The organism is Halobacterium jilantaiense, assembly GCF_900110535.1.
Classification (GTDB): Archaea; Halobacteriota; Halobacteria; order Halobacteriales; family Halobacteriaceae; genus Halobacterium; species Halobacterium jilantaiense.
In genome coordinates, this window is sequence record NZ_FOJA01000001.1 from 2,560,071 (window position 1) to 2,585,134 (window position 25,064).

Annotated in this window: 28 protein-coding genes and 1 tRNA gene; 14 read left to right on the forward strand and 15 right to left on the reverse strand. The window is 70.0% G+C overall.

Annotated elements, in window-relative coordinates:
- Nucleotides 1–32: 32 nt before the first annotated feature.
- From BMW35_RS13350 to BMW35_RS13365, 4 genes are read left to right on the forward strand one after another with little or no spacing between them, the layout of a single operon-like run.
- Nucleotides 33–2,204, forward strand: coding sequence for a VWA domain-containing protein (locus BMW35_RS13350; RefSeq protein WP_089670035.1), 2,172 nt, complete (start codon nucleotides 33–35; stop codon nucleotides 2,202–2,204).
- 50 nt (nucleotides 2,205–2,254) lie between these two features.
- Nucleotides 2,255–2,434 carry a CbtB domain-containing protein gene (locus BMW35_RS13355; protein WP_089670036.1) on the forward strand — a complete coding sequence of 60 codons (180 nt, stop codon included), beginning with the start codon at nucleotides 2,255–2,257 and terminating at the stop codon, nucleotides 2,432–2,434.
- Nucleotides 2,435–2,438: 4 nt separating this feature from the next.
- Nucleotides 2,439–3,158 carry a CbtA family protein gene (locus tag BMW35_RS13360; RefSeq protein WP_089670037.1) on the forward strand — a complete coding sequence of 240 codons (720 nt, stop codon included), beginning with the start codon at nucleotides 2,439–2,441 and terminating at the stop codon, nucleotides 3,156–3,158.
- Between the two features lies 1 nt (nucleotide 3,159).
- Nucleotides 3,160–3,507 (forward strand): (2Fe-2S) ferredoxin domain-containing protein, encoded by a 348-nt coding sequence (locus BMW35_RS13365; protein ID WP_089670038.1) that lies wholly within the window; start codon nucleotides 3,160–3,162, stop codon nucleotides 3,505–3,507.
- A gap of 77 nt (nucleotides 3,508–3,584) precedes the next feature.
- On the opposite strand, the gene BMW35_RS13370 is transcribed toward BMW35_RS13365, so the two are convergent.
- From BMW35_RS13370 to BMW35_RS13400, 7 genes are read right to left on the reverse strand one after another with little or no spacing between them, the layout of a single operon-like run.
- Nucleotides 3,585–4,829 carry a PQQ-binding-like beta-propeller repeat protein gene (locus BMW35_RS13370; RefSeq protein ID WP_089670039.1) on the reverse strand — a complete coding sequence of 415 codons (1,245 nt, stop codon included), beginning with the start codon at nucleotides 4,827–4,829 and terminating at the stop codon, nucleotides 3,585–3,587.
- A complete protein-coding gene (locus tag BMW35_RS13375; RefSeq protein WP_089670040.1) occupies nucleotides 4,807–5,178 on the reverse strand; it encodes a DUF3209 family protein in 372 nt (123 codons plus the stop codon). The genes BMW35_RS13370 and BMW35_RS13375 overlap by 23 nt, the downstream gene beginning before the upstream one ends.
- Entirely contained in the window at nucleotides 5,175–6,398 is a 1,224-nt protein-coding gene (locus BMW35_RS13380; RefSeq protein ID WP_089670041.1) for a CbiX/SirB N-terminal domain-containing protein, read from the reverse strand. The genes BMW35_RS13375 and BMW35_RS13380 overlap by 4 nt, the downstream gene beginning before the upstream one ends.
- On the reverse strand, nucleotides 6,395–7,102 hold the full coding sequence (locus BMW35_RS13385) for a cobalamin biosynthesis protein (RefSeq protein ID WP_089670042.1): 708 nt from the start codon (nucleotides 7,100–7,102) through the stop codon (nucleotides 6,395–6,397). Before BMW35_RS13385 ends, BMW35_RS13380 begins: the two co-directional genes overlap by 4 nt.
- Nucleotides 7,099–7,344 (reverse strand): ferredoxin, encoded by a 246-nt coding sequence (locus tag BMW35_RS13390; protein ID WP_089670043.1) that lies wholly within the window; start codon nucleotides 7,342–7,344, stop codon nucleotides 7,099–7,101. The genes BMW35_RS13385 and BMW35_RS13390 overlap by 4 nt, the downstream gene beginning before the upstream one ends.
- Nucleotides 7,344–8,312: a precorrin-3B C(17)-methyltransferase gene (gene cobJ, locus BMW35_RS13395; protein WP_089670044.1), complete on the reverse strand. Its 969-nt coding sequence runs from the start codon at nucleotides 8,310–8,312 to the stop codon at nucleotides 7,344–7,346. The genes BMW35_RS13390 and cobJ overlap by 1 nt, the downstream gene beginning before the upstream one ends.
- The gene (locus BMW35_RS13400; protein ID WP_089670045.1) at nucleotides 8,312–9,142 is read right to left on the reverse strand and encodes a precorrin-3B C(17)-methyltransferase; all 831 of its coding nucleotides are present in this window, start codon (nucleotides 9,140–9,142) and stop codon (nucleotides 8,312–8,314) included. Before BMW35_RS13400 ends, cobJ begins: the two co-directional genes overlap by 1 nt.
- Before the next feature lie 163 nt (nucleotides 9,143–9,305).
- Between BMW35_RS13400 and BMW35_RS13405 the strand changes: the two genes are divergently transcribed.
- On the forward strand, nucleotides 9,306–10,655 hold the full coding sequence (locus BMW35_RS13405; protein ID WP_089670046.1) for an RDD family protein: 1,350 nt from the start codon (nucleotides 9,306–9,308) through the stop codon (nucleotides 10,653–10,655).
- A gap of 139 nt (nucleotides 10,656–10,794) precedes the next feature.
- Here the strand turns inward: BMW35_RS13405 and cbiG are convergent, their stop codons facing one another.
- From cbiG to cbiT, 4 genes are read right to left on the reverse strand one after another with little or no spacing between them, the layout of a single operon-like run.
- The gene (gene cbiG, locus BMW35_RS13410; RefSeq protein WP_089670047.1) at nucleotides 10,795–11,766 is read right to left on the reverse strand and encodes a cobalt-precorrin 5A hydrolase; all 972 of its coding nucleotides are present in this window, start codon (nucleotides 11,764–11,766) and stop codon (nucleotides 10,795–10,797) included.
- A 2-nt stretch (nucleotides 11,767–11,768) separates the two neighbouring features.
- Nucleotides 11,769–12,638 (reverse strand): cobalt-precorrin-4/precorrin-4 C(11)-methyltransferase, encoded by an 870-nt coding sequence (locus tag BMW35_RS13415; protein WP_089670048.1) that lies wholly within the window; start codon nucleotides 12,636–12,638, stop codon nucleotides 11,769–11,771.
- Nucleotides 12,631–13,344 carry a cobalt-factor II C(20)-methyltransferase gene (locus tag BMW35_RS13420; protein ID WP_089670049.1) on the reverse strand — a complete coding sequence of 238 codons (714 nt, stop codon included), beginning with the start codon at nucleotides 13,342–13,344 and terminating at the stop codon, nucleotides 12,631–12,633. Before BMW35_RS13420 ends, BMW35_RS13415 begins: the two co-directional genes overlap by 8 nt.
- Nucleotides 13,341–13,916 carry a precorrin-6Y C5,15-methyltransferase (decarboxylating) subunit CbiT gene (gene cbiT, locus BMW35_RS13425; protein ID WP_089670050.1) on the reverse strand — a complete coding sequence of 192 codons (576 nt, stop codon included), beginning with the start codon at nucleotides 13,914–13,916 and terminating at the stop codon, nucleotides 13,341–13,343. The genes BMW35_RS13420 and cbiT overlap by 4 nt, the downstream gene beginning before the upstream one ends.
- A 149-nt stretch (nucleotides 13,917–14,065) precedes the next feature.
- Between cbiT and BMW35_RS13430 the strand changes: the two genes are divergently transcribed.
- Nucleotides 14,066–14,878, forward strand: coding sequence for a DUF7839 domain-containing protein (locus BMW35_RS13430; protein WP_089670051.1), 813 nt, complete (start codon nucleotides 14,066–14,068; stop codon nucleotides 14,876–14,878).
- A gap of 169 nt (nucleotides 14,879–15,047) precedes the next feature.
- Entirely contained in the window at nucleotides 15,048–15,758 is a 711-nt protein-coding gene (locus BMW35_RS13435; RefSeq protein ID WP_089670052.1) for a DUF547 domain-containing protein, read from the forward strand.
- On the opposite strand, the gene BMW35_RS13440 is transcribed toward BMW35_RS13435, so the two are convergent.
- Nucleotides 15,759–16,073, reverse strand: coding sequence for a tRNA-binding protein (locus BMW35_RS13440; RefSeq protein ID WP_089670053.1), 315 nt, complete (start codon nucleotides 16,071–16,073; stop codon nucleotides 15,759–15,761). It lies immediately after the preceding gene.
- A gap of 78 nt (nucleotides 16,074–16,151) precedes the next feature.
- On the opposite strand from BMW35_RS13440, the gene BMW35_RS13445 reads away from it, so the two are divergent.
- The 6 genes from BMW35_RS13445 (at nucleotide 16,152) to BMW35_RS13470 (ending at nucleotide 20,988) form a co-directional block, all read left to right on the forward strand.
- On the forward strand, nucleotides 16,152–16,391 hold the full coding sequence (locus BMW35_RS13445; RefSeq protein WP_089670054.1) for a glutaredoxin family protein: 240 nt from the start codon (nucleotides 16,152–16,154) through the stop codon (nucleotides 16,389–16,391).
- Nucleotides 16,388–16,924: a cob(I)yrinic acid a,c-diamide adenosyltransferase gene (locus BMW35_RS13450; RefSeq protein ID WP_089670055.1), complete on the forward strand. Its 537-nt coding sequence runs from the start codon at nucleotides 16,388–16,390 to the stop codon at nucleotides 16,922–16,924. Before BMW35_RS13445 ends, BMW35_RS13450 begins: the two co-directional genes overlap by 4 nt.
- A 207-nt stretch (nucleotides 16,925–17,131) precedes the next feature.
- Complete coding sequence (locus BMW35_RS13455) at nucleotides 17,132–17,356, forward strand: DUF7553 family protein (protein WP_089670056.1); 225 nt, start codon at nucleotides 17,132–17,134, stop codon at nucleotides 17,354–17,356.
- Nucleotides 17,357–17,402: 46 nt separating this feature from the next.
- A tRNA-Val gene (locus tag BMW35_RS13460) sits at nucleotides 17,403–17,477 on the forward strand.
- A 524-nt stretch (nucleotides 17,478–18,001) separates the two neighbouring features.
- Nucleotides 18,002–19,336, forward strand: a complete 1,335-nt coding sequence (trkA, locus tag BMW35_RS13465; protein WP_089670057.1) for a Trk system potassium transporter TrkA — start codon at nucleotides 18,002–18,004, stop codon at nucleotides 19,334–19,336.
- An 83-nt stretch (nucleotides 19,337–19,419) separates the two neighbouring features.
- The gene (locus BMW35_RS13470; protein ID WP_089670058.1) at nucleotides 19,420–20,988 is read left to right on the forward strand and encodes a TrkH family potassium uptake protein; all 1,569 of its coding nucleotides are present in this window, start codon (nucleotides 19,420–19,422) and stop codon (nucleotides 20,986–20,988) included.
- An 88-nt stretch (nucleotides 20,989–21,076) separates the two neighbouring features.
- Here the strand turns inward: BMW35_RS13470 and BMW35_RS13475 are convergent, their stop codons facing one another.
- The 3 genes from BMW35_RS13475 to BMW35_RS13485 all read right to left on the reverse strand — a co-directional run bounded on the left by BMW35_RS13475 (nucleotide 21,077) and on the right by BMW35_RS13485 (nucleotide 23,426).
- On the reverse strand, nucleotides 21,077–21,895 hold the full coding sequence (locus BMW35_RS13475) for an aldo/keto reductase (RefSeq protein ID WP_089670059.1): 819 nt from the start codon (nucleotides 21,893–21,895) through the stop codon (nucleotides 21,077–21,079).
- A gap of 146 nt (nucleotides 21,896–22,041) precedes the next feature.
- Nucleotides 22,042–22,605, reverse strand: a complete 564-nt coding sequence (locus BMW35_RS13480; RefSeq protein WP_089670433.1) for an NAD(P)/FAD-dependent oxidoreductase — start codon at nucleotides 22,603–22,605, stop codon at nucleotides 22,042–22,044.
- A 74-nt stretch (nucleotides 22,606–22,679) separates the two neighbouring features.
- Nucleotides 22,680–23,426: a pirin family protein gene (locus BMW35_RS13485; protein ID WP_089670060.1), complete on the reverse strand. Its 747-nt coding sequence runs from the start codon at nucleotides 23,424–23,426 to the stop codon at nucleotides 22,680–22,682.
- A gap of 129 nt (nucleotides 23,427–23,555) precedes the next feature.
- On the opposite strand from BMW35_RS13485, the gene BMW35_RS13490 reads away from it, so the two are divergent.
- Nucleotides 23,556–25,046, forward strand: a complete 1,491-nt coding sequence (locus BMW35_RS13490; RefSeq protein WP_089670061.1) for an aldehyde dehydrogenase family protein — start codon at nucleotides 23,556–23,558, stop codon at nucleotides 25,044–25,046.
- The last annotated feature ends 18 nt before the right edge of the window (nucleotides 25,047–25,064 follow it).

The window sequence follows — 25,064 nt, forward strand, 5'->3', positions numbered from 1 at the left end:
CTCTGTTAAACCCTCATTGCGGTATTACAAGTATGGTTGAACTAGGAAACGGCAAAAAGGTGTCGCCCGGCGACCGGGCGAGCGTGCCGTTCCCCGCCGTCGTCGGGCAGCAGGACCTCAAGACGGCCCTGCTCACCGTCGCCGCCGACGACGCCCTCGACGGCCTGCTCGTCGCCGGCGAGAAGGGCACGGCGAAGTCCACGGCCGCCCGCGCGCTCGCCGACCTCCTCCCCGACCAGCGCGCCGTCGCCGACTGTCCCTACGGCTGCCCGCCGGACGACCCGGACCGCCAGTGCGCGGACTGCCGCGACCGCGACGACCCGCCGGTCGAGACCCGCGCCGTCCCGTTCGTCACGCTCCCCCTCGGTGCCGCCCGCGACCGCGTCGTCGGCTCGCTGTCCGTCACCGACGCCCTGGCCGGCGACGCCGAGTTCAACCCAGGTTTACTCGCGCGGGCGAACCGGGGCATCCTCTACGTTGACGAGGTGAATCTCCTCGACGACCACCTCGTGGACGTCCTGCTGGACGCCGCCGCCGCCGGCGTCAACCGCGTCGAGCGCGACGGCGTCAGCGTCACCCACCCCGCCGATTTCACGCTCGTCGGGACGATGAACCCCGAGGAGGGCGACCTCCGGCCGCAGTTCCGCGACCGGTTCGCCCTCCACGTCGCCGTCGCTGGCAGCGACGACCTGGACGACCGCGTCGAAATCCTCGACCGCGCGCTCGACGGCTTCGACGGCGACTACGCCGCGGAGACCAGCGCCGTCCGCGACCGCCTGCTCGACGCCCGCGACCTGCTCCCCGAGGTCGACCTCCCCGACTCGCTGGCGCGCGAGGTCGCCGAACTCTGTCGCGACGCGGGGGTCGACGGCCACCGCGCGGACCTCGCGACGGCCCGGGCCGCGCGCACCCTCGCCGCGCTCGACGGCCGCCCCACGGTCACCGAGGCCGACGTCCAGCGCGCCGCCGAGTTCGCGCTCCCGCACCGCCTCCAGTCCCGGCCGTTCGAGGACGCCCCGGACCCCGAGGAGGTCGTCGACGACCACTTCGCGGACGGCGACGACGACCCGGAACACAGCGACAGCGACGACGCCACCGAACCGAGCGAGGACATGGACGGTGACGGTGGCGAGGGTGCAGACGGTGACGAGAGAGGGGATGCGGACGCTGACGACAGCGAGAACGCACCCGACGGCGGTGGCGGTCCGGACGCCGGAGACGGGGAGCCGACGGAGACCGGCGACGGGGACGGCGAGGAGCCACAGCCCGGGCCGGCGGCGACCGGCGGCGACGGCGGCTCTGCGGGGGACGGCCGCGACAGCGAGCGCGACGGGCGCGACGATTCGGGGGACGGCGAGTCGGACCGCGGCGGCGATGACTCTGAGGAGGCGGTGCCGCTCGTGCCCGGTCAGCCGCGCGCCGAGGCAGCCGACCCCGGTGACGCTGCCGCGCCAGAGCCGGCGTCGCCGACGGCCGAGCAGGCGGCGGGCGACGGTCGCGCGACGGCGACGCCGAGTACGGAGGGCCGCGGCCCGCGCGTGCGGACCGAGCGCGCGTCGGCGACCGACAGCGTGGACGCGGCGGCGTCGGTCCGGGCGGCCGCCGCGCGCGGGAGCGACAGCGTCGAGTCCCGCGACCTCCGGCAGTCCGTCCGTTCGGGGTCGGCGTCCGCGCTCGTGGTGTTCGCGGTGGACGCCAGCGCGTCGATGCGCGGGCCGATGCGCGCCGCGAAGGGCGTCGCGCTCGACCTGCTGCGGGACGCCTACGAGCGCCGCGACGAGGTCGCCGTCGTGACGTTCGCCGGCGAGGACGCGGACGTGGTGCTCCCGCCGACGGACAGCGTGACGCTCGCCGCGCGCCACCTCAAGTCGCTGCCGACGGGCGACAGGACGCCGCTGCCGGCGGGCCTGCGGGCGGCCGACGAGGTGGTGGCGCGCGCGGACCCGGACGCCGCCGTCGTGGTCGTCGTCACGGACGGGCGCGCGAACGGCGGGACCGACCAGCCGACCAGCGACACCCGAGCGGCGGCGAGCGCGCTCGCGGACCGCGACGCCGAGGTGCTCGTCGTGGACGCCGGCGACGGCGACCGGGCGAGCCTCGTCGACGACGTGGTGCGGGCGGCCGACGGCGAGCGCGTACCGCTGGACGCGCTGACGCCCGAACGGGTGGCGGCGTCCGTCGACGCCGGGGCCCGTCGCGACTGACCCCGGAAGCTTTACAACCAGACTTTGATTATACGCAACCGTAGTTTACAATGAGTGTCGGAACAGACACCGTCCACGGTCGCATCACTCGCTTCGAGCCGACGCGTACACAGCTCCTCGGGCTGACGCTCGCGGTGCTCCTGGGTGCCGTTCTCCTGTTCGCCCAGACGCCGATGCTCCACGACAGCATGCACAACTTCCGGCACGCAGCCGGCATCACTTGCCACTGACTCGATGCTCTCGACCTCCCTCGAACGGGGCGCGCTCGCCGGTGTCGCCGGCGGCCTGGTCCACGGGCTGTTCGTCTGGCTCGTCGGCACCCCCCTGATTCGGCTGGCGGAGACCCACGAGCACCACCACGGCGGCGAGCCCGCCGTCTCCGCCGCAGTCGCGTCCGTCACGAGCGTCGCCGGCGGCGTCCTCTTCGGGGTGGTGCTCGGTGTGGTCGTGTTCGGACTGGCGCACTACGTCCTCGAACCGGCGCTGCCCGACGGCGCTGGCGCGCGCAGCCTCCTGCTCGGCGCAGCGGGCTTCGTCACCGTCTCTGGCGCGCCGTGGGTCGCGCTCCCCCCACAGCCACCGGGCGTCGAGGCCGCGCTCGCGACCGACGTTCGGCTCGGCATCTACGTCGGCATGATGGCGCTGGGCGCGCTCGCGTGCGCGCTCGCCTGGCGGGCGTACACAGCCGCCCGCGACCGGCGCTGGGCGCGAGCCGCCGCCCTCGGTGCCGTCGCGGTCGCCGTGCTCCCGGCCGCCGGCGTCCTCACCCCGCCCGCCGTCGCAGCCAGCCCGGTGCCGGCCACGCTCACGACGGCGTTCCGCTGGACGACGGTGTTCGGTCAGGTCGCGCTCTGGTTCGTCCTCGCCGCCACCCACGCGTGGCTGGTCGGCCGAGTCGACGACCCGGTCGAACACGACGCGCTCACCGACGACGCGCTCGCGTCGGCCGACTGAAATGCAGCGCCGAACCTCCGAGGTTCGGGCGTCCGGCCGCACCGACCACGTGCTGGTCTGCACCCACGCCCGCGATAGCGAGCACGCCGCCTGCGCGGGTGCGGACGGACAGGCCGTCTACGACGCCGTCGCGGAGTGGCTCCGCGACCGCGGCGTCCTCTGGTCGGAGGTCCAGCTCGCGGAGACCTCCTGTCTGGCGCTGTGCAGCGCCGACGGGACGGCGGTGGCCGTCCATCCGCGCGGCGAGTGGTACTCGGACGTGACGCCGGCGGACGTGCCCGCGCTGCTCGAAGACCTGTTCGGTGCCGACGCGGGCGACCTCGGGGACGGCGTGGCAGCCGAGGACTGACTGCCGGGCACCAGTCGGCGAACGGCAGGACAAAACGATTCTCCACGGGACTGCAGACGACCAGCAGTGCGGCCGCGCTACCGCGGCCACTGGTGGAGGCGGTACGCCCCCCGGGACGCCTCGGCGTCGTGGTACGCGACCGGCTCCTCGACTGCGACACACCGGTCGCCGGTCAGCGCCGCCGCCGTCCCGACGCCGCCCAGCGACTGTCGCGTCCGCAGGCCGTCGACGACGTGCGCGACGCACACGCCGTGCCGGTCGGCGTCCCGGTCGCGGAAGTGCTGGGCGACCGGGACCGCGACGTGCGCGCCGTCGGTCGCAATCTCGTGTGCGAACCCGCCCGCGTCGCCGGTGAACGAGTGGTCGCCGTCCGGTGTCACGCCGACCACGGCGTGTTCGTTCGGGTGGCGCGCGTCCGTCTCGCGGCCGTCACCGTCCGGGTACGTGTTCCCCGTGACGAAGACGACGCCCTCGCCAGTCGCGTGGACGTGATTCGGGTACGCGTACACCGTCTCGTCGCCGCGCTCGACCGGCCGGCCGAGGTCGACGGCCCACCGGACGCCGTCGCCGTCGAGGCAGTACCCGCGGTAGTCGGCGTGGCTGGCGGCGACCACGCGCCCGGGCGCGAGGGCCACGTCGCCGACGCGCCGGTCGCCGTCTCCCGGCGGGTCCCAGCGCCGCCGTTCCGCGCCAGTCGCGGGGTCGAGAACGACGAGGCCGGCGTCCCAGTCGCCGGGGCAGCGGTTGTACGCGACGGCGAGTCGGTCCCCGCCGTCGGCGGCGAGGCTGATGGGGGAGGCGTCGGCCGCATGCCGCCACGCGACGCTGCCGTCGGGGTCGAGAGCGGCCACGACACTCCGGAAGCACCGGCCGCCGTCGGGGCCGCGCTCGTAGCGGCGCGCGGCGACGAACGCGCGCTCGCCGCCGTCGGGCACAGCGATGTCGACGACGAACGGCAGGTAGAACCGGGTGCGTTTCTGCGGGCTGCCGACGTCGTCGGCGGTCCGGTACCGCCACCGCACGTCGCCGGTGTCGCGGTCGTGCAGCCGAATCTCGCCGGCCGCGCCGCGCTCGCCGGCGAGGACGCCGTCTGCGAACGGGGCAAGGGCGACCACGCTGCCGCGGTCGTCCGCGTCGTCGCCCTCGTCGCGCCACACCTCACGAAGGTCGTCGTCGAACGCCGCGACGGTGCCGTCCGCGAGGCCGGCGACGACGCCGTCGTCGGTGAGACAGACACTCGACCGGCGGCCGAGCTGCCGGGAGCCGCTCGGCTGCACGTCGCCGAGGTCGGCGACCGTGCTACTCGTCTGCCGGGAAGGCATCGTGCAGCGAGTGGTGGGTCTCGCCGAGGTCGTCGAGGAATCCCGTGCCGTGGTCGACGACCCGGGCGAGCGACCGCTCGGCGTCCCGAACCGCGACCAGCCGCCCACGGAGGTAGTCGTACTCGGGGTCGGCCTCGTCGGCTGCGGCGACCTGCTCTTCGAGGTCGACGAGCGCGGCGTCGAGGTGCCGCTGGAGGTCGGACAGCGAGTCCGCTTCCGCCAGCCCCTCGATGGGGCCGTCCAGTTCGCCGTCCAGTTCCTTCTCGGCGTGCTCGCGGGCGCTCCGGTCGCTGGTGCCGAGGACGTTCATCAGGCCGAGTCGCAGCGCTTCGAGTTCGTGGCAGGTCATAGTAGCTGTGAGTCGAGGTCGGAGACGATGCGGTCGCGGTCGACGTGCGACGAGACGATTCGGTCGGCGTCCTCGGGGTCGACGCGCTGGTACCAGACGCCGTCCGGGTAGACGGCGACGTTCGGGCCGTCGCCGCACTGCCCGAGACACGAGGTGCGCGTGACCCGGAGGCTGCCGTCCTCGGCGTCCCGGGCTGCCTGCCGGAGGCGTTCGAGGACGGCGGGCGCGCCGTCGGCGGCACACGTCTGGTTCGTGCAGACGGCGACGTGGCGGTCGGGCGCGTCGTGGGCGTGCGGGTCGTCGGCGACGTTCTCGCGGTCCTCGTGGGCTTCCTGGTGGTTGAGGGCGCGCAGCATTGCCTTCGCGCCACCCACGTCCTCCTCGTAGCCGTCGAGTTCCACCTTGTACTTGCAGGTGTCACAGGACATCTCGACGCTCCCCGTCCGGGCTTCCTGCCAGCGGTCCGCGAGCACGTCCAGCAGCCGCGAGTCCGTGCCAAGCGGGTCGCCGCAGGCGGCGTCGACGTACGGGTAGTCGGCGTCGAAGTCGTCGGTCCCGTCGCGGATGCGGCCCGTGAGCACGCCGTCGCCGAGCATGTACGGCACGACGACGACGGCGTCCGGCCGGTGTTTCGCCACGTCGTGGAGCGTGTCGTCGAGTGTCGGCTCGGTCACGCCGATGAACGTCGCGTCGACCCGGGAGAACTCGCGGCCCTCGTACAGCAGCCGGGCGAGCTTGTGCACGTCGGCGTTCGCGTCCGGGTCGCTGGAGCCTCGCGCGCACAGCACGACCGCCACGTCGTCGCGCTCGCGGTCGACGCCGAGGTCGGCCTCGACGCTCGCTGCGCGGTCGTCTAGCAGGTCGACGATGGCGGGGTGGACGCCGAGATGCGCGCCGTTCTCGAAGGCCACGTCCGGGTGCTCGCTGCGGGCACGCTGGAGCGCCGCGGGCACGTCGTTCTTCACGTGGCTGGCGGCGAACAGCGACAGGTGGACGACCGAGATGCTGGAGACGGCGGGCGCGAGCGCGTCGATGGCGTCCGGAATCGACGGCTCCGCGAGTTCGAGGAAGCCGGCGTCGACTGGCACGCCGAGCCGTCCTTCGAGGTCGGCGGCAAGCGTGCGCACCTGCTCGTTCGACGCCTCGCGGCGGGAGCCGTGGCCGACCAGCAACACCGCCTCGTCGTTCAGGCTCCCGGTCGGACTGTCCGTGCGGCTCACGACTCCGCGCCCTCCAGCGTGGCGTCCACGTCCTCGGCCTGTTCGAGGCTCCGGCGGAGCTTCCGGCGGCGCGACGGCGCGAACAGTCCCGAGTCCGTACTGCCCTCGTAGAGCCACGCGCCGAGTTCCGGCACGGCGTCGTCCTCGACGCTGAAGTAGTACCCCGAGGACGCGTCCGAGAGGTCGCCGCGCGGCGCGTCGGGCGGCGCGTCGTCGAGCAGCGACTGGACCGTCTCCAAGAGCGCGCGGTCCTCGTGGACGAACGAGAGGCCGACGGTGCCCGACGACGACTTGAAGCAGACCGTCCCGCAGGACTCGACGAGCCCGCGCAGCAGCTGGCGCTCGTGTCCCTCGAAGGCGTCCAGCCGGTAGCCGCCAGCCGCCCCGTCGATGGGGAGGCCGAACGCGGCCGCCGCGCGCTCGGCGAGGCCGCCGAACACCTGAACAGTGTACTCGTCTTCGCGGCGCGTAATCGAGGTGTCGTGGGCGTACTCGCGCTCCCGGACCCGGTGGTCGGTCTCGGTCTGCGCGCCGCCCGCGACGGCCGCCAGCCGCTCGGCCGCCGCCTCGTCGGTCGTCTCCACGCGCACGCAGGACTCGGTGAGGTCTCCCGAGCCGGCGACGCAGCCCCAGAAGTACGCGGTCTCGGGGTGTGCGGCGAGCGCCGAGTCCGGCACCTCGACCCGCGGCGCGTCGGCGCTCATCGCTTCCCCTCCACGGCTTCGACGGTGATGGCGTCGAGCGGGCACGCCGCGGCGGCGTCCTCGGCGTCCGCGACGCGCTCGTCGTCGAACGTCCCGACGACGGTCTCGTCGGTCTGTTCGACGCTGCCTTCGTCCGTGTCGAAGGTCGCGAGGCCGTCGTCGTCCTCGACGAACCGCGAATCCCGGGTCAGACACGCGAACACGCCGTCGCAGGCGTCGCGGTCGATAGTCACCCGGTACATCAGTAGTCGTACTTCGTCTCGTAGCCCCGCGGCGTGACCATCCGGTCGTCGAAGACGTACGTGTCCTCGTTGCCGACGACGACTGTGGTTGTCATGTCCACGAGGTCGGTCTCGCCGTACGATTCGAGTTCGCCGAGCGTCGTGATTTCGACTTCCTCGTCCTCGCGGCCCGCGCCGTGGACGATGCCCACGGGCGTGTCGTCGTCGCGGTGCTCGCGCAGAATCTCGCAGGCCGTCTCGAAGTTCTCCCGACGCTTCCGGCTCCACGGATTGTAGATGGCGATGGTGAACCCCTCGCCCGCGACGGCGTGCAGCCGCGACTCGATTTCGGGCATCGGCGTCAGGTGGTCCGACAGCGAGACGCTCACCGAGTCGTTCACGAGCGGCGCGCCCAGCCGCGCCCCGCAGGACTGCGCCGCGGGCACGCCCGGCACGACCTCGAAGTCGAGCATCGACGGGGTCGCGCCCTTCGACTCCACGATTTCCAGCGCCAGCCCCGCCAGCGCGTACACGTTCGGGTCGCCGCTCCCGACGATGGCGACGTCGTTGCCGGCGAGCGCGCGGTCGATCGCCTCCTCGGTGCGCGAGACTTCACCACACATCGGCGTGTCGTAGATGTCCTCGGCGTCGTCGGTGATGTCGTCGGGCAGCAGGTCGATGTACGTCGTGTACCCGACGATGTGCTCGGCGTCGGCGAGTGCGGCTTTCGCGCGGTCGGTCATCCCCTCGGGCTGGCCGGGACCGAGGCCCACGGCCGTCAGCTGCCCGGGCTCGGCGTCGAAGTCGTCGACGGTCGACCCGACTTTCTCCTCCGTACTCGACGACGCGCCGCACGCCGAGGACGAGTCGCTCGAACTACTGGACGACCCGCCGCACGTCGACTCGCTGCTCGTCTCGCTCGTGCTCGCGCCGCCGCACGTACTGGTCGATTCCTCCGTCTCGGTCGTGGTGGTGTCGTCAGTGCTCATCAGAAGTCCTCCACGTCACGCCCGCCGCGCGGGGTGACGAGGTGTTCGCGGTGGTCGTTCTCCCATACCTCCGTCTCGTGGGTCCCGACGAGAATCGAGGTGCCCATGCCGCCGACCTTCTCGCTGTGGTCGGCGACCTCGCCGAGCGTCGTCACGGTGTGCGTCTCGCCGTCAGTGTTCCGGCCGGCGTCGCCGCGGCCCGCGTCGTTCACGATGGCGACGGGCACGTCGTCGGCGCGCTCCTCGCGCAGTACGCCGACGGCGCGCTCGTAGTCCCGCCAGCAGTTGTAGAGGACGACGACGAACCCGCTGATGGCGGCGGCCCGGAGCTTCTCCTCGATTTCGTCCCAGCCCCGCCACTTGTCGGACAGCGAGATGGTGCAGAAGTCGTTGGACAGCGGCGCGCCGAGGTTCGCCGCGCCGCCGAGCGCCGCCGTGACGCCCGGCACGATCTCGATGGGGACGTCGTAGGCTCCGTCCTCCTCGGCCATCAGGTAGACGAGGTCGGACTTCCCGTAGACGTTCGGGTCGCCGCCGGAGACGTGGGCCACGTCCTCGCCGTCGCGGACGCGCTCGAAGGCCTCCCGGGCGAGTTCGACCTGCCGCCCCATCGTCGACCGGACGACCTCCTGGTCGGGGCGCTCGTCCGACCCCTCGGGCGGCAGCGTGCCGTCCCGTCGCAGGAACTCCTGGTAGAGGTTCGACGCGACCACGCAGTCCGCCGTCTGGACCACGTCTTTCGCGCGCTGGGTCATCCCGCCCGGCAGCCCCGGGCCGATGCCGACGACGTACAGTGTGCCGTAGTCGTCGGGCGGCTCCGCGCCCGTCATACCGGCATTGGCCGGCGCTGTCGTCCGACCTCGTATCTGTTGGAACGCATCGGGAAACACAACGACAGTTTCGGGTAAAACAATTATGGTTGAATTAAGACAACCGTGATGGTTCTCGGGAGCGCTGCTTTTTTCTAGGCCAAAATAGTGAAAACGACAATAGATGAGTGGGGCGACCCGATTGGGGCTCTTCGGCGTCATCCACATGGACGACGTCGAGAAGGTCACCGCGGAACTGGACTCCTTCACCGGTGACGCCGACGCACTGTTTCTGGAGTATCCCCGCGAACCGACCGACATGTGGACGTGGGCCGCCGCGGCGCTTCGGCTGCCCGCCTTTGTCGTCGGTGCGCTGTTCGTGCAACTGTTCGTTCAGGGGCCGCTGTTCGTGCTCCTAACCCGGGACCTGTTCCCCTCGGAGTTCGTCGCCACGAGTCGGGTCGCAGACCGCCTGAACCTGGCGGTCCACCGAGTGGACGAGCACCCGGTTCAGGGGGCCAGTTCGGCCGGCTGGACGGTCGTCCTCCTGAACTGGCTGCTCGTGCTCCCGGTCGCACTGTTCGAACCCCCGGCCGTCGCGGTTACGTTCGTCGGTATCGCCCTCGCGTCGCTGGTTCCGGGACTCGTCCGTCGAGCCGACTACCGACTCTCGGCGCTCGTGCTGTTCGTCCTCGGGCTGCTCGGATTCACCGCGCTCCTGCTACACGGTTCCGCATCGTACCTGCTTCTGGTCGTCGGGGCCGTCGGATTCGGCCACTACGTCCGAACCGGCATCGGCCACCGGAACGACGTGATGCTCGACCGGGTCGCGGCAATCGCGGACGACGAGGCGTACGAAGAAGCCGTCCTCGTCACCGGGAAAGGCCACCTCGCAGGCCTGGCCCGAAACGCCACCAGCCACGCGTTCACGGTCTCCCGCGTCCACGTCTCCTACTGGCGGGACGACGGGGAGACGCTGGTGTCGTTCGCTCCCGACGAACTCCCCGAACTCGCCAGCGACGGGCCCGCATTCCGGCGACGGCTCCGAACCCTATTCAGCGCCCTCCGAACCCAACGCCGACGAATCGTCGCGGCGGTCGTCGACGGCGCAATCCTGGCCGTGCTGTGGTTCGCCGCGGTCGTCGTCGGATACCTGCTGTTCGAACCGGCCGGCTACGCCGTCATGGGGATAGCGGCTTACGTCGTCCCTATGAGCTATCACGCGGTGCTGGAGCGCATCTGGGGTCGGACCCTCGGGAAGCGGCTGCTCGGACTCGTCGTCACTGACACGGACGGTAGCTCCCTCTCGACGCGACAGGCCGTCCTCCGGAACGCCGGCCGGCCCGTCGGTCTCGTCGTCGGCTACGTCTTCGGTGGCACTGTGATGCTCAACACCGCACGCAACCAGACTCCGGGTGACTTGCTCGCCGGGACCGTCGTCGGCCGACCTGAGGCGCTACGGCCCCCCGATGGCGAGGAGGCGACACCGTCTCGCGTCGACTCCGGACGAACGCCAGCCGCAGCCTCACGCTAGTCGAGTCCGACCCGGCGACTGACGGCGAACCGGTGGGCACGCTCCTGGGGCCGGACACCGCGGAGTAGCCGTCGTCCCGACGGGGAATCGACAGAACAGGAGTCGACAGAGACGACGGTCGACTGGGCAGTCTGAGGCGCTACGTTCCGACCGCTACCGTTACCGCCTCGTCGTAGCGCTCCTTCTCGACGAGCAGGTCGTGGTCGCGGCCGCCGGCGATGGCGGACGCCTCCGCGATGCCGGGCCAGCCGATGAGTTCCTTCGAGCGCGAGGGCGTCGGGCCCTCGTGAGCTTCGAGGGTCTCCTTCTCGAAGGCGACGACGCCGAGGTCGAGTTCCTCGGCGGCGGCGAGCAGGCCGTCTTCCTCGGCTTTCCGGGTGCCAGTCGCGACGAACTCCACGTCGCCGAGGTCGTAGTCCGTGTCTTCGAGGCTGGCTTCCCAGGCGTCGAGGAACTGCGCCTTGTTCGCGCCGGAGACGCTGCCGGTACCGAGGACGATGCCGTCCTCGCTGTTCCGCTTCAGCACCGTCACGTCGTCGCCGACGAGGACGGCCCGGGGGCCGTCCAGCCGAGCGACCGGTCCGAGATTCTCGTCGAGGACGGCGAGGTTCGTGGCGACCGTCGAGTCGCCGTTCACGACGTGGGTGTCGAGGGCCTTCGCGCGCTCCTCGACGCCCTGCTTGCCCGCTGCCTCCGACGCCGTCGTCATCGCCGGGACCGCCCCCATCGAGGCGAGGTCGTCGGCGACCTGGTTCGCGCCGTGGTGACCGCCCGTCAGCGGAATCGCCCACGTGAGTTCCTCGTCCACGACGACCACCGCCGGGTCGTCCCACTTGTCGTCGAGCAGGCCGGCGGTCTTCCGCATCGCGATGCCGGAGGCCATCAGGCCGACGAAGCAGTCGTACTCGCCCCAGTGCTCGGCGAACACGTCGCCGTGGTACTCCAGAATCTCGATGGAGTCGTAGCGGTCGCCGATGCCGTCGACGATGGCCTCGGCAGTGTCCATCTTCCGCTCGAACGCCACGATGGCGATGTCTTCGGCGACTTCGCCGTCGGAGTCCGGCGTCGAACAGTGCCCCCCGGAGTCGTCGGTGTCGTTGTCCGTGCTCATTGTCAGTCGTCCGCCTCGCTCTCGGTGTCGCCGCGGTTCGCCCAGTCGCCGTAGAGGTACGAGCGCTCGTAGTTCGCGCCGGCACCCGCGTCGCCGATTACGACGAGCGCGGAGGCGCGGTAGCCCGCGTCCTCGACGCGCTCTCCGATGGTCTCGACCGTGCCCTCGATGACATCCTCGTCCGGCCACGACGCGTGGTAGACGACGGTGACAGGTGTGTCCGGGTCGTGGCCGTCGGCGAGCAGGCGGTCCATCACGTCCGGGATGGCGTGTGTGCCGAGGTAGATGCAGGTCGTCACGTCACCCATCTCCACGAACTCCGAGACGTGGTCGTCCTCGGCGTCGAGCGTCCGGCCCTGCGGGCGCGTGAACGCGACGTGGTTCGCGGTGCCGTTCAGCGTCAACTGCGTCCTGAGCGTCGCCGCGGCCGCGAACGCCGAGGTGACGCCCGGCACGATGTACGTCGGCACGCCCTCGCGTTCGAGGGCGTCCATCTGCTCCAGCGCCGCGCCGTAAACCGCCGGGTCGCCGCTGTGCAGTCGGACGACCGTCTCGCCGGCCTCGTGGGCGTCCCGCATCAGGGGAATCAGCTCCTCTAGGTCCTTGCCGACCGAAGAGACGGTCTCGGCGTCGGCACAGTACTCGTCGAGGAGTTCGCTGTTCACCAGCGACCCCGCGTGGACGACGAGGTCCGCCTCCTCGACGAGCTCTTTTCCGGTCACCGTGAGCAGCCCCGGGTCGCCCGGGCCGGCACCGACGAACGGGATGCCGTCCTGCACGTCGCCGGCAGTGTGGTCGTAGACGCGGGGGTCGCGGCCGCGCTGGCGCTGCTCGCTCGCGGCGTCGATAGCGTCCTGTGGGTCCTCAGTCATCGCCGGCCACCTCGTCGCCGCGCGCGTCCTCGAACGCGGTCGGCCGGTCCTTCTGGAGGCCGGCGCGCTCGGCGTACGCGAGCGTGTAGTAGTCGCGCTCAGCAATCTCCTCGGGGTCCGAAGTGACCGTGGTGTCGCCCTGCTCCATGAACAGCCGGCGGCCGTAGGTCACGTCGTAGCCGTCGTCCACGAGGCCCTCGTGGGTCGCCGGGGCGTCCGTGACCTTGAACAGAACCATGCGGTCGGGACCGGTCGGGGATTTGCCCTGCGAGGCCTCGCGGAGCGCGAGCCCCGCGCCGGCGTCGACCTCCACGCCGAGCGCGGTGGTGAACGCGCTGACGGCGCTGACTCCCGGGACCGTCTCCACGTCGACCTCGGGGTGGAAGGCGTCGAGCGTGCGCCGGAGGTGGCCGAACGTGGAGTAGACGTTCGGGTCGCCGAGCGTGACGAACGCGGCGTCGCCGTCACGGGCGCGCGGCGCGACCTCGCTGGCGGCGTCGCGCCACGCTGTCCGGAGTTCCTCGGGGTCGCGGGTCATCGGGAAGTCGAGGTCCCCGATGCGGCGCTCCGGGATGTGGTCGGTGACGACCGACTTCGAGAGCCGGCCGGGCGAGTACACCACGTCGGCGTCCTCGAGGACGCGCTTCCCGCGCACGGTGACGAGGTCCGACTCGCCGGGGCCGAGGCCGACGCCGTAGAGCGTCATCGGTCGGCCTCCGTCGGCTCACCGTCGTCGCCGGTGGCGCTCCCGACGAGCATGTAGACGGGGTTCTCCGAGTCGAACGAGGTCGCGCCGGCGAGTTCGTAGCCGTGGCTCACCTGGAGCTGCACGACCTCGTCGAGGAGGCCGCGCTCGCGGAACGCGCGGGTGGCGTCGCCGGCGACCTCCAGCCGGGAGACGTTCATCACGACGCGGTCGACCCCGGTCTCGACGGCGTGGTCGAGGACGCCCTCGTAGTTCCGGCTGCCGCCGAGGAACAGCGCGTCGGCGTCCTCGGGGAGGCCGTCGGGCGCTTCGGCGTTCCGGAGGTCGACGGCGTCTGCCAGTCCGTTGGCGTCGAGGTTCTTGCGCGTGGTCTCCAGCCGGTCGGCTTTCCGTTCGAGGGCGGTGACGCGGCCGGCGTCTCGGGCGGCCTCCGCGGTCACCGCGCCCGTGCAGGACCCGACCTCGACGAAGTGGTCGTCGGGGCCGAGCGAGAGCTTCGACCGGAGGACGGCCCGGACCTCGGGTTTGGTCGGGCCGGCCTTGGCGTCGTGTGGGAGTCGTGTCTGTGCCATCGACGAGCACAACGACAGTAGCGCCCAAAACAATTTTGGTTGTACTAGGGAAAGTTGACTTTCGGAAACTGCCGGTAGAACCGCCACAGCGCCGCCACCGCGAGGAGTTACACAAAAATACTTGAATTCGCGGCACCTCGATGCGGGCGATGGCCGACTCACCGAGCAACGGGGAACTGGGCGTCCTCCGGAGCAAGCGGAACGCGACCCGGTACCAGATACTCGTCGAAATCGCCGAGCGCCAGCCCGCGGTCAGCCAGCAGGAGATCGCCGACGAAATCGGCGTCACCGCGCAAGCGGTCAGCGACTACCTCGGCGACCTCGTCGAGGAAGGCCACGCGCGCAAGCACGGCCGCGGCCGCTACGAGGTCACGAAGGAGGGCGTCGACTGGCTCATCTCCCAGACCGACGACCTCCGTTCGTTCGTCGAGTACGTCTCGGAGAACGTCCTCGAAGAGGTCGAGGTCGACACCGCCATCGCGACGGCCGCCATCGAGGAAGGCGAGCGCGTCTCGCTCTCCATGCGGGACGGCGTGATGCACGCGACGCCCGGCGACGCCGGCAGCGCGACCGCGGTCGCAGTCACCGACGCAGACGCCGGTCAGGACGTCGGTGCCGCCGAGTTCGAGGGGATGCTCGCCTACGACCCGGGCGAGGTCACCGTGCTCTCCACGCCGGCCGTCCAGCGCGGCGGCAGCGCGGCGCTCCCCGAGGACGCCGTCGCCGACCGCCTCGCCGCCCACGACCTCGTCGTCGCGGCGGGCGTCGAAGCGCTGGTCGCGGTCAGGGACGCCGGCGTCGAACCCGACGTCCGGTTCGGCACCGCCAGCGCGGTGCCGGCCGCCGCCAGCCGCGGGCTCTCCGTCCTCCTCGTCGTGAGCGCCGACCTGCTCTCCGAACACACGGACCCGCTGCGCGAGCGCAACCTCGGCTACGAGGTCGTCGAACCCGGTGCCGACTGACCGCGAGCGCCCGCGCTGATTCTGCCCGGCCTACCTGCCCGGATTCGGGCTGTCGGGGCCGATTGTGGGGGTCTGACTGGGGTCCGTCGACAGACGTTTGTAGTCAGACGCCCAAATTCGTGGTATGGTTTCACTCGGCACGACAGCCTGGGGTGGGGGGTGACTGCGCGTGTTCGCCCCCAACGCCAGAACGACGTCGCCGTACGACCTCGTCGCCGCCGCACAGCGCCTCCGCCACGCCGCCCACCACGAGCGTGAGGCCGACGCCCTCTTCGACTCGCTGGCGGACGTCACCGACGGCGTGCTGGGTGTGCTGCGCGACGACCAGGACGCCGCGCTCGCGTTCTGGCTGAACGTCCACGGCGCGCTCGTCGACCGCGGCCGGAGCGGCGACCGGGCGCGCTGCGAGGTCGCGGGCGAGACGCTGACCGCCGACGACGTGAAACACGGGGTCCTCCGCGCGAACCGCTGGAAGTACGGCTTCGGCTACCTCCCGGACCCGCTGCCCGGGGACTTCCTGCGACGACACCGACTCCGGGAACTGGACGAACGCGTCCACTTCGCGACGCTCACCGCCCGCCACGTCCCCGGCATGGCGGTGACGTTCACGGCCGCGAACGTCGACGACGAACTGTACTCGCTCACGCGACGGTACCTCCAGGAGGCCGCCGAGTACGACCCCGAGCGCGGCGTCGTCGCGGTGCCGCGCGTCTGCTTCTGGTACCGCGGGGACTTCGGGGGCGCGTCGGGCGTGCTGTCGCTGCTCGCCACCCACGGCGTCGTTCCCGTCGACGCCACGCCGCGGCTGACGTACGTCGCGCCCGCGGGCAGCGGCGACTCGGTCGTGCCGACGGAGCGGGCGCGCGGCGACGCCCAGTAGTCAGTAGAGTTCGCCGCCCGGCGGCACGGCCTCGTCTGGGCCGACGAGCACGGGGTTGCCGTCCTCGTCCGGAACGCCGACAGTCAGCACCTCCGACTCGTAGCCGGCGATGTTCACCGTGCCGAGGTCGGTCGCACAGAGCACCTGCCGACCGACGAGTTCCTCGGGGTCGTAGTTGTAGCCGGTCTGGGCGGCGGACTGCACGGGCTCGCCGTCGTCGAGGTCGATATCGAGTTTCGCCAGTTCGGGTTTCCGGGCCTCCGGGAACGCCTCGGCGGCGACGACTTCGCCGACCGCGAACGTCGTGTCGAACATGGTAGCTCGTCGCACGCGGCCCACCCACGTGAACGTGTGGGGACCAACACCTATGGGCGCGCCGGCCCAACCCCGGGTATGGCGCTGACCCTGTACGCACTCGACGGCTGCCCGTACTGCGAGACGGTCTCGGACGCGCTCGACGACCACGGCATCGACTACGAGACGGAGTGGGTCGAGGCGATGCACTCCGAACGGAACGAAGTGAAGCGCGTGAGCGGCCAGCGCGGCGTGCCCGTGCTCGTGGACGACGAGCGCGGCGTGACGATGGCCGAGAGCGAGAACATCCTGGGCTACGTGGAGGCGACGCTGGCGTGAAAATCTACACCAAGCGCGGGGACGACGGCGACACGGACCTCCGGACGATGGAGCGCGTGTCGAAGGCGAGCCCCCGAATCGAGGCCTACGGCACGGTCGACGAACTGAACGCCGCCGTGGGGGCCATCCGGCCGACCGGCGTCGACGACCTCGACGACTACCTGCGGGAGGTCCAGAACCACCTCCACGTCGCGCAGGCGGACTTCGCGAACCCGGAGCCCGACGAGGACGACCCGCAGGTCCGCGAGGACCACGTAGACCAGGTCGAGGCGTGGATCGACGCCTGCGAGGAACAGCTGGAGCCGCTGGAGTCGTTCATCCTCCCGGGCGGCAGCGACGCGGGCGCGGCGCTCCATCAGGCGCGGGCGGTGTGCCGGCGCGCCGAGCGGCGCGCGGTCGCGCTCCAGGACCACGAGGACGACGTGAACGAGACGGCCGTCTCCTACCTGAATCGGCTCTCGGACGCCCTCTTCGTGTTCGCGCGGCTGGCGAACGACGAGGCGGGTGTCCGCGAGGAGTCGCCGTCGTACTGACGGCGGGCGCGGACGAGGACAGATAGTGATGCCGACGTCCCTCTCCAGGGACGGCGAGTGCCGACCGATTCTCTGGCTGGGACAGACGCGCAACGGGCGGTCGGCGACGCCCGCTACACGGTTTTAGGTTACCCTAAAGATACTAAAATCCTGCGGTGGCGGGCGCACTGGCGACAGCGCCAAGTACTCTGCCGACTTCTGTTGGGTATGAACCGACACTTTACCGACGCAGCGTACTACGTCCGACGCGCCGCCGAAGAGGCTGCCACCGGCCTCCGAACGGAACTCCAGCCAGTCGAGGACCGCGCGCGCTCGCTGACCGGCCGCGAAGCCGAGCGCGACCCGACCACGCGCGAACGCGTGCGTCAGCGCGCCAGCTCCGCCGAACAGGAGGCCCGACAGGCGGTTCGCCGCGTCCGCCAACGCACCTAGGGAAACGCAAGTCTTAATGCCGGCCTCCGGGTACCAACTGGTGTCCGGGTCGGTGGTCTAGTCCGGTTATGACGGCTCCTTCACACGGAGCAGGTCGGCGGTTCAACTCCGCCCCGACCCACTTCTACCGAAGCAACGACCGCGAGCGACACGCTGGTCGCTCGCGTCGTTCGCGGGTGTATGCGGTCGGAAGGAGTTGAATCCTGCCAGTCGCGCGCAGCGAAGCGAGCACGTCTGGCTTCGGTTCAACTCTGCCCCGACCCACTACTACTGTACTCACGCCACCGAGCACCGCGTAGCGTGTGCGTGATGATGGTGTGTAAGAACGTGGTCTCCTCACGGACTCTGCTGCGGCCACGGTCCTCCCGCCGCCAGTCGGTACGCGTGACGTTGGCGACCGGTGGGCGTGTTGCGGGTCTCGATACTCCGCCGGGCTGACGAGCGGGAGTGGACCCCGAGATTCGCGTCCGGTGCCCACCGGCACGGCGGAACGCAATCGGTGATTGATGGCTGGTTTGGTCTGTGCTAGATGCGAAATCACGGCTGGAATTGCCTCAGTATGCCTGGACAGTGAGCGGTGACCTTCTGCCACGTTCATCGGAGGAACCAAATCCACCGGAGGGAAATATCCGGTCAGATACGGGAATGCGGGTGATAATTGCCGGCGCTGGTCAGGTGGGAACCAGGGTTGCAGCGGAACTCGATGCGGACCACGACGTCGTACTGATCGACACCGATGCCGAACGAATCGACAGGCTCAGCTACGACCTCGACGTCCTCACGGTCACCGGCGACAGTTCGGCCATCGACACGCTCCGAGAGGCCGGCATCGAGGACGCCGACATCCTCATTGCGAGCACCGACAGTGACGAGATCAACATCCTCACGTGCGCTACGGCGAAGGCTCTCGCCGACGTGACGACAGTCGCCCGGGTCAAGGACGTGAAATACATCGACACCTGGGACCAGGCCGAGAACGTCTTTGACGTCGATTTCATGGTCGGAACGAACCTGTTGACCGTCGCCGCCGCCGCCGGCGGGACCGGTCTGTCGGCCGCACGCAACTTCGACGTGTTCGCCGGCGGGATGGTCCAGATGGCCGAGTTCGAAGTCGGTGCCGACAGCCCGCTCGTGGACCAATCGGTACGTGAGGCCGACCAGTTCGATGGGCTCACGTTCGCTGCGATTCTTCGAGGCGGAACGACCATCGTCCCGACCGGCGAGACGCGTATTCAGGCTGGAGACGACGTGGTCGTCGTGGGGCCGCCGCAGTCGGTACACGCGTTCGGAGCCGAACTGGCTTCCAGGGAGCCCGACGCGAAGAACGTCCTGGTCATCGGGGGAAGTGATGTCGGCTACCACACGGCCCGGCTGCTGGAGGAGCGCGGCCTCCGTCCCCATCTCGTGGCGGCGAACGCTGACCGCGCCAGGGAGCTCGCCGAACGGCTGTCCACCACCACGGTTCGAAACAGGGATCCGACCGACCGGGACTTTCTGGAGAGCGAACGGATGACAGACGTCGATGTCGTCGTCGCAGCCCTCGACCACGACAGTGAGGAGAACTTGTTGGCTGCCTTGCGGGCCCAGCGGCGGGGAGCAGACCGGTCGGTCGCCATCGTGGACCACGGTGAGTACGTCGATCTGTTCGAAGCGGCCGGCGTCGACGTCGCCGTGAATCCGCGCCGAGCGACGGCCACGGAGATTATCGAATTCGTTCGCGACCAGGACACGCAGAACGTCGCCCTGTTGGAAGACAATCAGGCGCAGGTGATCGAGATTCGGATCGACAGGGACAGCGTCCTCACGGGGCGACCGATCAGGGAGTCGGTCGGTGACCTCCCGGAGGGCGTCGTCGTGGGCGCGATTACGCGAAACGGGAGTTTCCTCGTGCCGCGGGGTGACACCGTGATAGAGACCGGAGATCACGCCGTGATACTCGCGGACAGTGACGTCGTCGAAGAGACGATTGCCCGCCTATGAATCGCTCCAGAAACCGACGCCGAACCACGCGAGTCGGCGACGTGTCGGGGCGTCGTTCCGGTTCCCGGGGGTGGGGTCGCTGAATGCAGGTGAACGTGAACTGGCGACAGAGTGTCGCGCTCGTCGGCACGGTGCTGAAGTACTTCGCAGTGACACTCGCAGTCCCCCTGTTCGTCGCCCTCGTGTACCGAGACGACATTCTGGTGTTTCTCGTGTCTATCGCGGCGACGGCCGCGCTCGGACTCGCGCTCGAACGGGTCGACGGTGACGCCGAACTCGGGCTAGAGGAAGCCCTCCTGTTCGTCACGCTCGCCTGGGTCGGCGTCTCCGCCGTCGGGACAATCCCGTACCTGCTCGCCGGCGTGGGCACACAATCGACAGTGGGCCTCGCTCTCGATTCGCCGACCGCCCTGCTCCACTCGCTCGTCAACGCGCTGTTCGAATCGACCTCGGGATTCACGACGACAGGGGCGACCGTGCTCGGCGAGATATCGTTCGAGCGGCACTCCCACGCGCTGTTGATGTACCGGCAGCTGACACAGTGGCTCGGGGGCATGGGAATCATCGTACTCATGGTCGCGATTCTCCCCGAACTGGCAGTCAACGGCGCGCAACTCATCGACGCCGAGGCCCCCGGACCGGAGCTGCAGAAGCTGACCCCGAAAATCTCCGAGACCGCGCGCATCCTCTGGCTCGTCTACGCCGGGTTCACGGTCGTGTGCATCGGTCTGCTGTACAGCCTCCACTGGCTCGGACTCGCGCCCGAGATGAACCTGTACAACGCGGTCGCCCACGGATTCACGACGCTTCCGACGGGCGGGTTCTCCCCGCAGGCCGAGAGCATCGCGGCGTTTACGCCGGCCGTCCAGTGGCTCGTCATTCCGTTCATCGTCGTCGCGGGGACGAACTTCGCGCTCTTCTACTTCGTCCTGCGCGGGCAGTACGTCGAGGTGTTCCGGAACCGGGAGTTCCAGGGGTACATCGGTGCCATCGTCGGTATCGCGGTGCTCCTGTGGGGGCTGCTGTTCACCGGGGCTGCGCCGCCGCTGGAACTGGGGGGCGTCACGCTGGGTGTCCCCGAGAACTCACTCCGGCAGGCGCTGTTCCAGACCGTCACGCTCCTCAACTCGACGGGGTTCGCCACGAGCGACTTCGCGCAGTGGAGCGAGTGGGCGCAAGTGCTGTTGTTGGGCGTGATGTTCATCGGTGGGTCGGCAGGCTCGACCGGTGGCGGCATCAAGGTGATTCGGTGGCTGGTCGTCCTCAAGGCCGCCCGGAGACAGCTCTCGACGACGGTCTACCCGGACGTCGTGGAGCCGGTTCGTCTCGGTGGGCGCGTCATCGACGAGGACGTCGTCAGAAGCGTCTTCGCGTTCACGTTCCTCTACCTGTTCATCTTCGGGGTGTCCGCCGTGGGTATCGCACTCGACGCGAGTCGCGTGGGACTCGACCTGACGACCCTCGAGGCGCTCAGCGCGAGCATCGCAACCATCGGAAACATCGGTCCCGGGTTCGGCCTGCTCGGACCGTTCGGGAGCTATCTCGCGTTCCCGGCGACGACGAAACTCCACATGATACTGCTGATGTGGCTCGGCAGACTCGAAGTGATTCCCGTGCTGGTGCTGTTCACTCGGTCGTTCTGGGAGTGGTAGCACCGAGACCCACCGAGTGCAGGGTTGTCGGGGTTCCGGTCACGGTGAGTCGGGCTGGTGGCCGTGACTGGTGCCGGGTGCGAGACGGTCAGATTCCGAGCTGGCTTTTCGTCATCGCCCAGCCCGTCCGGAGGGTGGAGGGGGCGGTGATTCGGTCGTGTTCGTCGCGAGTGAGCCGGAAGCCGAAGCTATCGAGGTTCTGGGCGAGATGTCCGCGCGACGTGGACATGGGAATCGTGAGGACGTTTTCGTGCTGGGTCGCCCAGCGGAGCGCGACCTGCGCGGGGCTCTTCCCGTAGCGGCGGCCGATCTCGGCGAGCGTGTCGTCGTCGACGAGCGCGCCGTTCGCCAGCGGACTGTAGCCGGTGAGCGTCACGCCCTCGCGCTGGCAGTACGCGAGCAGGTCGCGCTGCGGCCACCACGGATGGAACAGCACCTGGTCGGTGAAGATGGGGGCGTCCGAGCGGTCTCGCGCGCGGTCGAGGCGGTCTCTCCCGAAGTTGCTCACGCCGATGTGTCGAGTCAATCCCTCGTCGCGGGCCGCGTCGAGCCCTCGCATGACGGTATCGAGTTCGGCGAGGGGATGCGGCCAGTGGATGAGCAGGAGGTCCACGTGGTCGACGCGGAGCCGCCGGAGGCTCTCGCGGACGGACGCGACGATGTCGGTGATCGTCCGGTTGGACGGGTCGACCTTCGTGGTGAGGAACACCTCGTCGCGTTCGACGTCGGCGTCCTCGATAGCGCGGCCGACACCGGCCTCGTTCTCGTAGAGCTGTGCCGTGTCGACGTGGCGATACCCGAGGTCGAGGGCTGTGGAAACCGCGCGATAGGCGGTTTCGGTCTCCATCTGCCAGGTCCCGAGGCCGATGGCCGGGACGTCGTCGCCGGCCTGTGTGACGAACTCCATACCGTCGCGTTCGTCTCCCGCCCGGTTGAGTGTACGGGGCACCCGACGTTCCGTGTCGGCTCGCTCGTCGCTGACGAGGTCGCCCGGTCGCCGTCGCGTGTTCGTTACCGACGCAACGACCGTGAGAAGCCGATGTAGTCCGCCGATTAGAGCTCGGGGACGTCCGACGGCATGTCGAAGTCGTGGTAGTACTCGCCTTTCTCCGTCGAGAGGATGTCGAGGACGGCGGCGGCTCCGTCGCCCGCGGCGATGACGGCCTGCCACTTCTCGGCGCGGCCCATCGCGCCGGTGGCGTAGACGCCGTCGACGCTGGTCTCCATGTCGACGTTCACGTCGACGACGTCCTCGTCGGTGAACGCGCAGCCGAGGTCCGCGGCGAGGCTGCGGTCGCCACCGGTGGCGAGCACGACGTACTCCGCGTCGTACTCGTCGCCGTCGTCGGTCGTCACGACGAAGCCGTCCTCGGTTTCTTCGACGGCGGTGACTTCGGCGTCCTGGAGGTCAGCGCCGCGGGAGCGCGCCTGGCCGCGGGCGACGGTGAGGAACTCGTCGCCGCTGATGGAGCGCACCGCGGGGTAGTTGAAGAGGTGGGCCTTGTGCATCCAGGACTCGTCCGTGTCGAAGAGAACGGTGTCGAGGTCGTTCTTGGCCGCGTACTGTGCCGCTGTCAGGCCGGCGGGGCCGCCGCCGACGACTGCTACGTCAGTCACGTCCGTGTCGAGTACGCCCGGCAAGAAGTATTTTACCGATTGGAAAAATCTCGCCGAGTCGGTCGGTCCCGCCGTCAGAGCACGAACGGGCCGCGCTGCTGGATGGGCTGGTCGTGTGGCTCGCCGGCCACGGCGACCACCCGGAGCCCCGAGTCGCTCCGGAGTTGCGCCGTGCCCCCGTCAGCGAAGGCGGCCACGTCGCCCACGCCGAACGCGCTCTCTTCGACCGTGCCCTCGCCGTCGACGCCGAACAGGAAGCCGGACCAGCCGTCGGGGACGGTCCACTCCCAGGCGTCGGTCACGGACGCGTCGAGGTACTCCATCGGCGTGTGGAGCGAGAGCGGGGAGTCCTCGCCGACGACGGTCGTCACGGTCGCGCCGCCGCGGTCGGAAGTGGGGAGGTCGCTGGCGCTCGCGTCCACGTAGTCTGGGTCGGCGTCCTTCCGGTCGCGGGGGAGATTCACCCAGAGTTGGAGGCCGTTGCACGCGCGGCCGTCGGCGGGGAACTCGGAGTGGCGAATCCCCTCGCCCGTGGTGATGCGCATGGCGTCGCCCTCGCGGGCGGTGTTCGCGACGCCGAGCGAGTCCTCGTGGTCCATGCCGCCGTTGAGCATGTAGGAGACGATTTCGAACCCGCGGTGGGGGTGCATCGGGAAGCCGTCCTCGGGGTCGATGTAGAAGCGCTCGAACAGCACGAACGGGTCGAGGTGGCCCGGGAACCCCTGCGTGGGGAACGCTCGCGTCGAGTGGACGCCGGTGCCGTGTCTGACTCGCTCACCGGGGACGGGGCCGTCGGGACTGCGCGGGGCGTCGCTGACCATACGGACGTTCGCTTACCGCGCGGTAAAACACTCGTGGTTCGCGCGGGCGTCGCCGACTCCGGAGAGCGAACCGGCGTCACTCTCTCCATCCAGCCGCCTTATCCGTCGTTCTACCGTCTGGTAAAACGTATGCCAGAGGGCTTCTCCATCGACGCGGACTGGAGCGAACTGTACGTCGGCGGCGAGTGGACCACCGGCGAGAGCACCGAGACCATCCCGAACGAGGACCCGTCGACGCGCGAGGTGGTCACGGAGGTGGCCGCGGCGACGGAGGCCGACGTGGACGCCGCTTACGAGGCGGCCGCCGAGGCCCAGGCCGAGTGGGCCGAGGCCCCGCCCGCGCAGCGGGCCGCCGTCGTCCAGCAGTTCCTGCACGCGCTCGACGAGCACAGCGAGGACGTCATCGACCTGCTCGCCCACGAGGTCGGCGGCTCCCGCGTCATGGGCGAGACCTCCATCCAGATCGCCTCCGACCACGCCAGCGAGGCGGCGACGCTGCCGCGACGCATGAAAGGCGAGCACGCCGAGTCCAACATCCCCGGCAAGGAGAACCTCGTCGAGCGCGGCCCGAAGGGTGTCGTCACGGTCATCTCGCCGTGGAACTTCCCCCTGAACCTCAGCGCCCGCGCGGTGCTGCCAGCTATCGCCGCCGGCAACAGCGTCGTCCTGAAGCCGTCCTCGAACTCCCCGATTACGGGCGGGCTGCTGTTCGCGAAGCTCTTCGAGGAGACCGACCTGCCGGACGGCGTCGTCAACGTCGTCACCGGCCAGGGCTCGGACATCGGTGACCGCGTCGCCAGCCACCCCGAGAGCGACGTGGTCTCGTTCACCGGCTCCACGTCGGTCGGCCAGCACGTCGCGGGGCTCGCCGGCGAGAACCTCGCCGTGCCCGCGATGGAACTCGGCGGGAACAACGCCTTCGTCGTCGCGAGCGACGCCGACGTCGACCGCGCCATCGACGCCGCGACGTTCGGCTCGTTCGTCCACCAGGGTCAGGTCTGCATCTCCATCAACCGCCACATCGTCCACGAGGACGTCTACGACGAGTACGTCGAGAAGCTCACCGAGCGCGCCGAGGAACTCGCGGTCGGCAGCGCCCACGAGGGCGACACCGTCGTCGGCCCCATCATCGACGAATCCCAGCGCGACGAGATGCTGGGCTACGTCGAGGAGACGGTCGACGCCGGCGCGACCCTCGAAACCGGCGGTGAGACCGCCGACCTCGACGGCGTCGACGACTCGCTGGTCGTCCGGCCGACCGTCCTCTCGGGCGTGACCAACGACATGGCGGCCGCCTGCAACGAGCACTTCGGCCCCATCGCGCCCGTCATCCCGTTCTCGACCGTCGACGAGGCCGTCGACATCGCGAACGACACCGAGTACGGACTCTCGGGGGCCGTCCACGCGGGCGACCTCTCGGTCGCGAAGGACATCGCCGGGCGCATGGAGACCGGCAACGTCCACATCAACGACCAGCCCATCAACGACGAGGCCCACGTGCCGTTCAGCGGCACCGGGGCCTCCGGCGTGGGCGAGTACAACAGCGACGCGTTCCTCCGCGAGGTCACGGAGACCAAGTGGATCTCCATCCAGCACGAGCCCCGCGACTACCCGCTGTAACGCGACCACAGTAGCGCG

What these genes read in the sequence shown, in the direction of transcription:
- BMW35_RS13350 (WP_089670035.1), top strand. Translation starts at nt 33, where the DNA reads ATGGTTGAACTAGGAAACGGCAAAAAGGTGTCGCCCGGCGACCGGGCG.
- BMW35_RS13355 (WP_089670036.1), top strand. Translation starts at nt 2,255, where the DNA reads ATGAGTGTCGGAACAGACACCGTCCACGGTCGCATCACTCGCTTCGAG.
- BMW35_RS13360 (WP_089670037.1), top strand. Translation starts at nt 2,439, where the DNA reads ATGCTCTCGACCTCCCTCGAACGGGGCGCGCTCGCCGGTGTCGCCGGC.
- BMW35_RS13365 (WP_089670038.1), top strand. Translation starts at nt 3,160, where the DNA reads ATGCAGCGCCGAACCTCCGAGGTTCGGGCGTCCGGCCGCACCGACCAC.
- BMW35_RS13370 (WP_089670039.1), bottom strand. Translation starts at nt 4,829, where the DNA reads ATGCCTTCCCGGCAGACGAGTAGCACGGTCGCCGACCTCGGCGACGTG.
- BMW35_RS13375 (WP_089670040.1), bottom strand. Translation starts at nt 5,178, where the DNA reads ATGACCTGCCACGAACTCGAAGCGCTGCGACTCGGCCTGATGAACGTC.
- BMW35_RS13385 (WP_089670042.1), bottom strand. Translation starts at nt 7,102, where the DNA reads ATGAGCGCCGACGCGCCGCGGGTCGAGGTGCCGGACTCGGCGCTCGCC.
- BMW35_RS13390 (WP_089670043.1), bottom strand. Translation starts at nt 7,344, where the DNA reads ATGTACCGGGTGACTATCGACCGCGACGCCTGCGACGGCGTGTTCGCG.
- cobJ (WP_089670044.1), bottom strand. Translation starts at nt 8,312, where the DNA reads ATGAGCACTGACGACACCACCACGACCGAGACGGAGGAATCGACCAGT.
- BMW35_RS13400 (WP_089670045.1), bottom strand. Translation starts at nt 9,142, where the DNA reads ATGACGGGCGCGGAGCCGCCCGACGACTACGGCACACTGTACGTCGTC.
- BMW35_RS13405 (WP_089670046.1), top strand. Translation starts at nt 9,306, where the DNA reads ATGAGTGGGGCGACCCGATTGGGGCTCTTCGGCGTCATCCACATGGAC.
- cbiG (WP_089670047.1), bottom strand. Translation starts at nt 11,766, where the DNA reads ATGAGCACGGACAACGACACCGACGACTCCGGGGGGCACTGTTCGACG.
- BMW35_RS13415 (WP_089670048.1), bottom strand. Translation starts at nt 12,638, where the DNA reads ATGACTGAGGACCCACAGGACGCTATCGACGCCGCGAGCGAGCAGCGC.
- BMW35_RS13420 (WP_089670049.1), bottom strand. Translation starts at nt 13,344, where the DNA reads ATGACGCTCTACGGCGTCGGCCTCGGCCCCGGCGAGTCGGACCTCGTC.
- cbiT (WP_089670050.1), bottom strand. Translation starts at nt 13,916, where the DNA reads ATGGCACAGACACGACTCCCACACGACGCCAAGGCCGGCCCGACCAAA.
- BMW35_RS13430 (WP_089670051.1), top strand. Translation starts at nt 14,066, where the DNA reads ATGGCCGACTCACCGAGCAACGGGGAACTGGGCGTCCTCCGGAGCAAG.
- BMW35_RS13440 (WP_089670053.1), bottom strand. Translation starts at nt 16,073, where the DNA reads ATGTTCGACACGACGTTCGCGGTCGGCGAAGTCGTCGCCGCCGAGGCG.
- BMW35_RS13445 (WP_089670054.1), top strand. Translation starts at nt 16,152, where the DNA reads ATGGCGCTGACCCTGTACGCACTCGACGGCTGCCCGTACTGCGAGACG.
- BMW35_RS13455 (WP_089670056.1), top strand. Translation starts at nt 17,132, where the DNA reads ATGAACCGACACTTTACCGACGCAGCGTACTACGTCCGACGCGCCGCC.
- trkA (WP_089670057.1), top strand. Translation starts at nt 18,002, where the DNA reads ATGCGGGTGATAATTGCCGGCGCTGGTCAGGTGGGAACCAGGGTTGCA.
- BMW35_RS13470 (WP_089670058.1), top strand. Translation starts at nt 19,420, where the DNA reads ATGCAGGTGAACGTGAACTGGCGACAGAGTGTCGCGCTCGTCGGCACG.
- BMW35_RS13475 (WP_089670059.1), bottom strand. Translation starts at nt 21,895, where the DNA reads ATGGAGTTCGTCACACAGGCCGGCGACGACGTCCCGGCCATCGGCCTC.
- BMW35_RS13485 (WP_089670060.1), bottom strand. Translation starts at nt 23,426, where the DNA reads ATGGTCAGCGACGCCCCGCGCAGTCCCGACGGCCCCGTCCCCGGTGAG.
- BMW35_RS13490 (WP_089670061.1), top strand. Translation starts at nt 23,556, where the DNA reads ATGCCAGAGGGCTTCTCCATCGACGCGGACTGGAGCGAACTGTACGTC.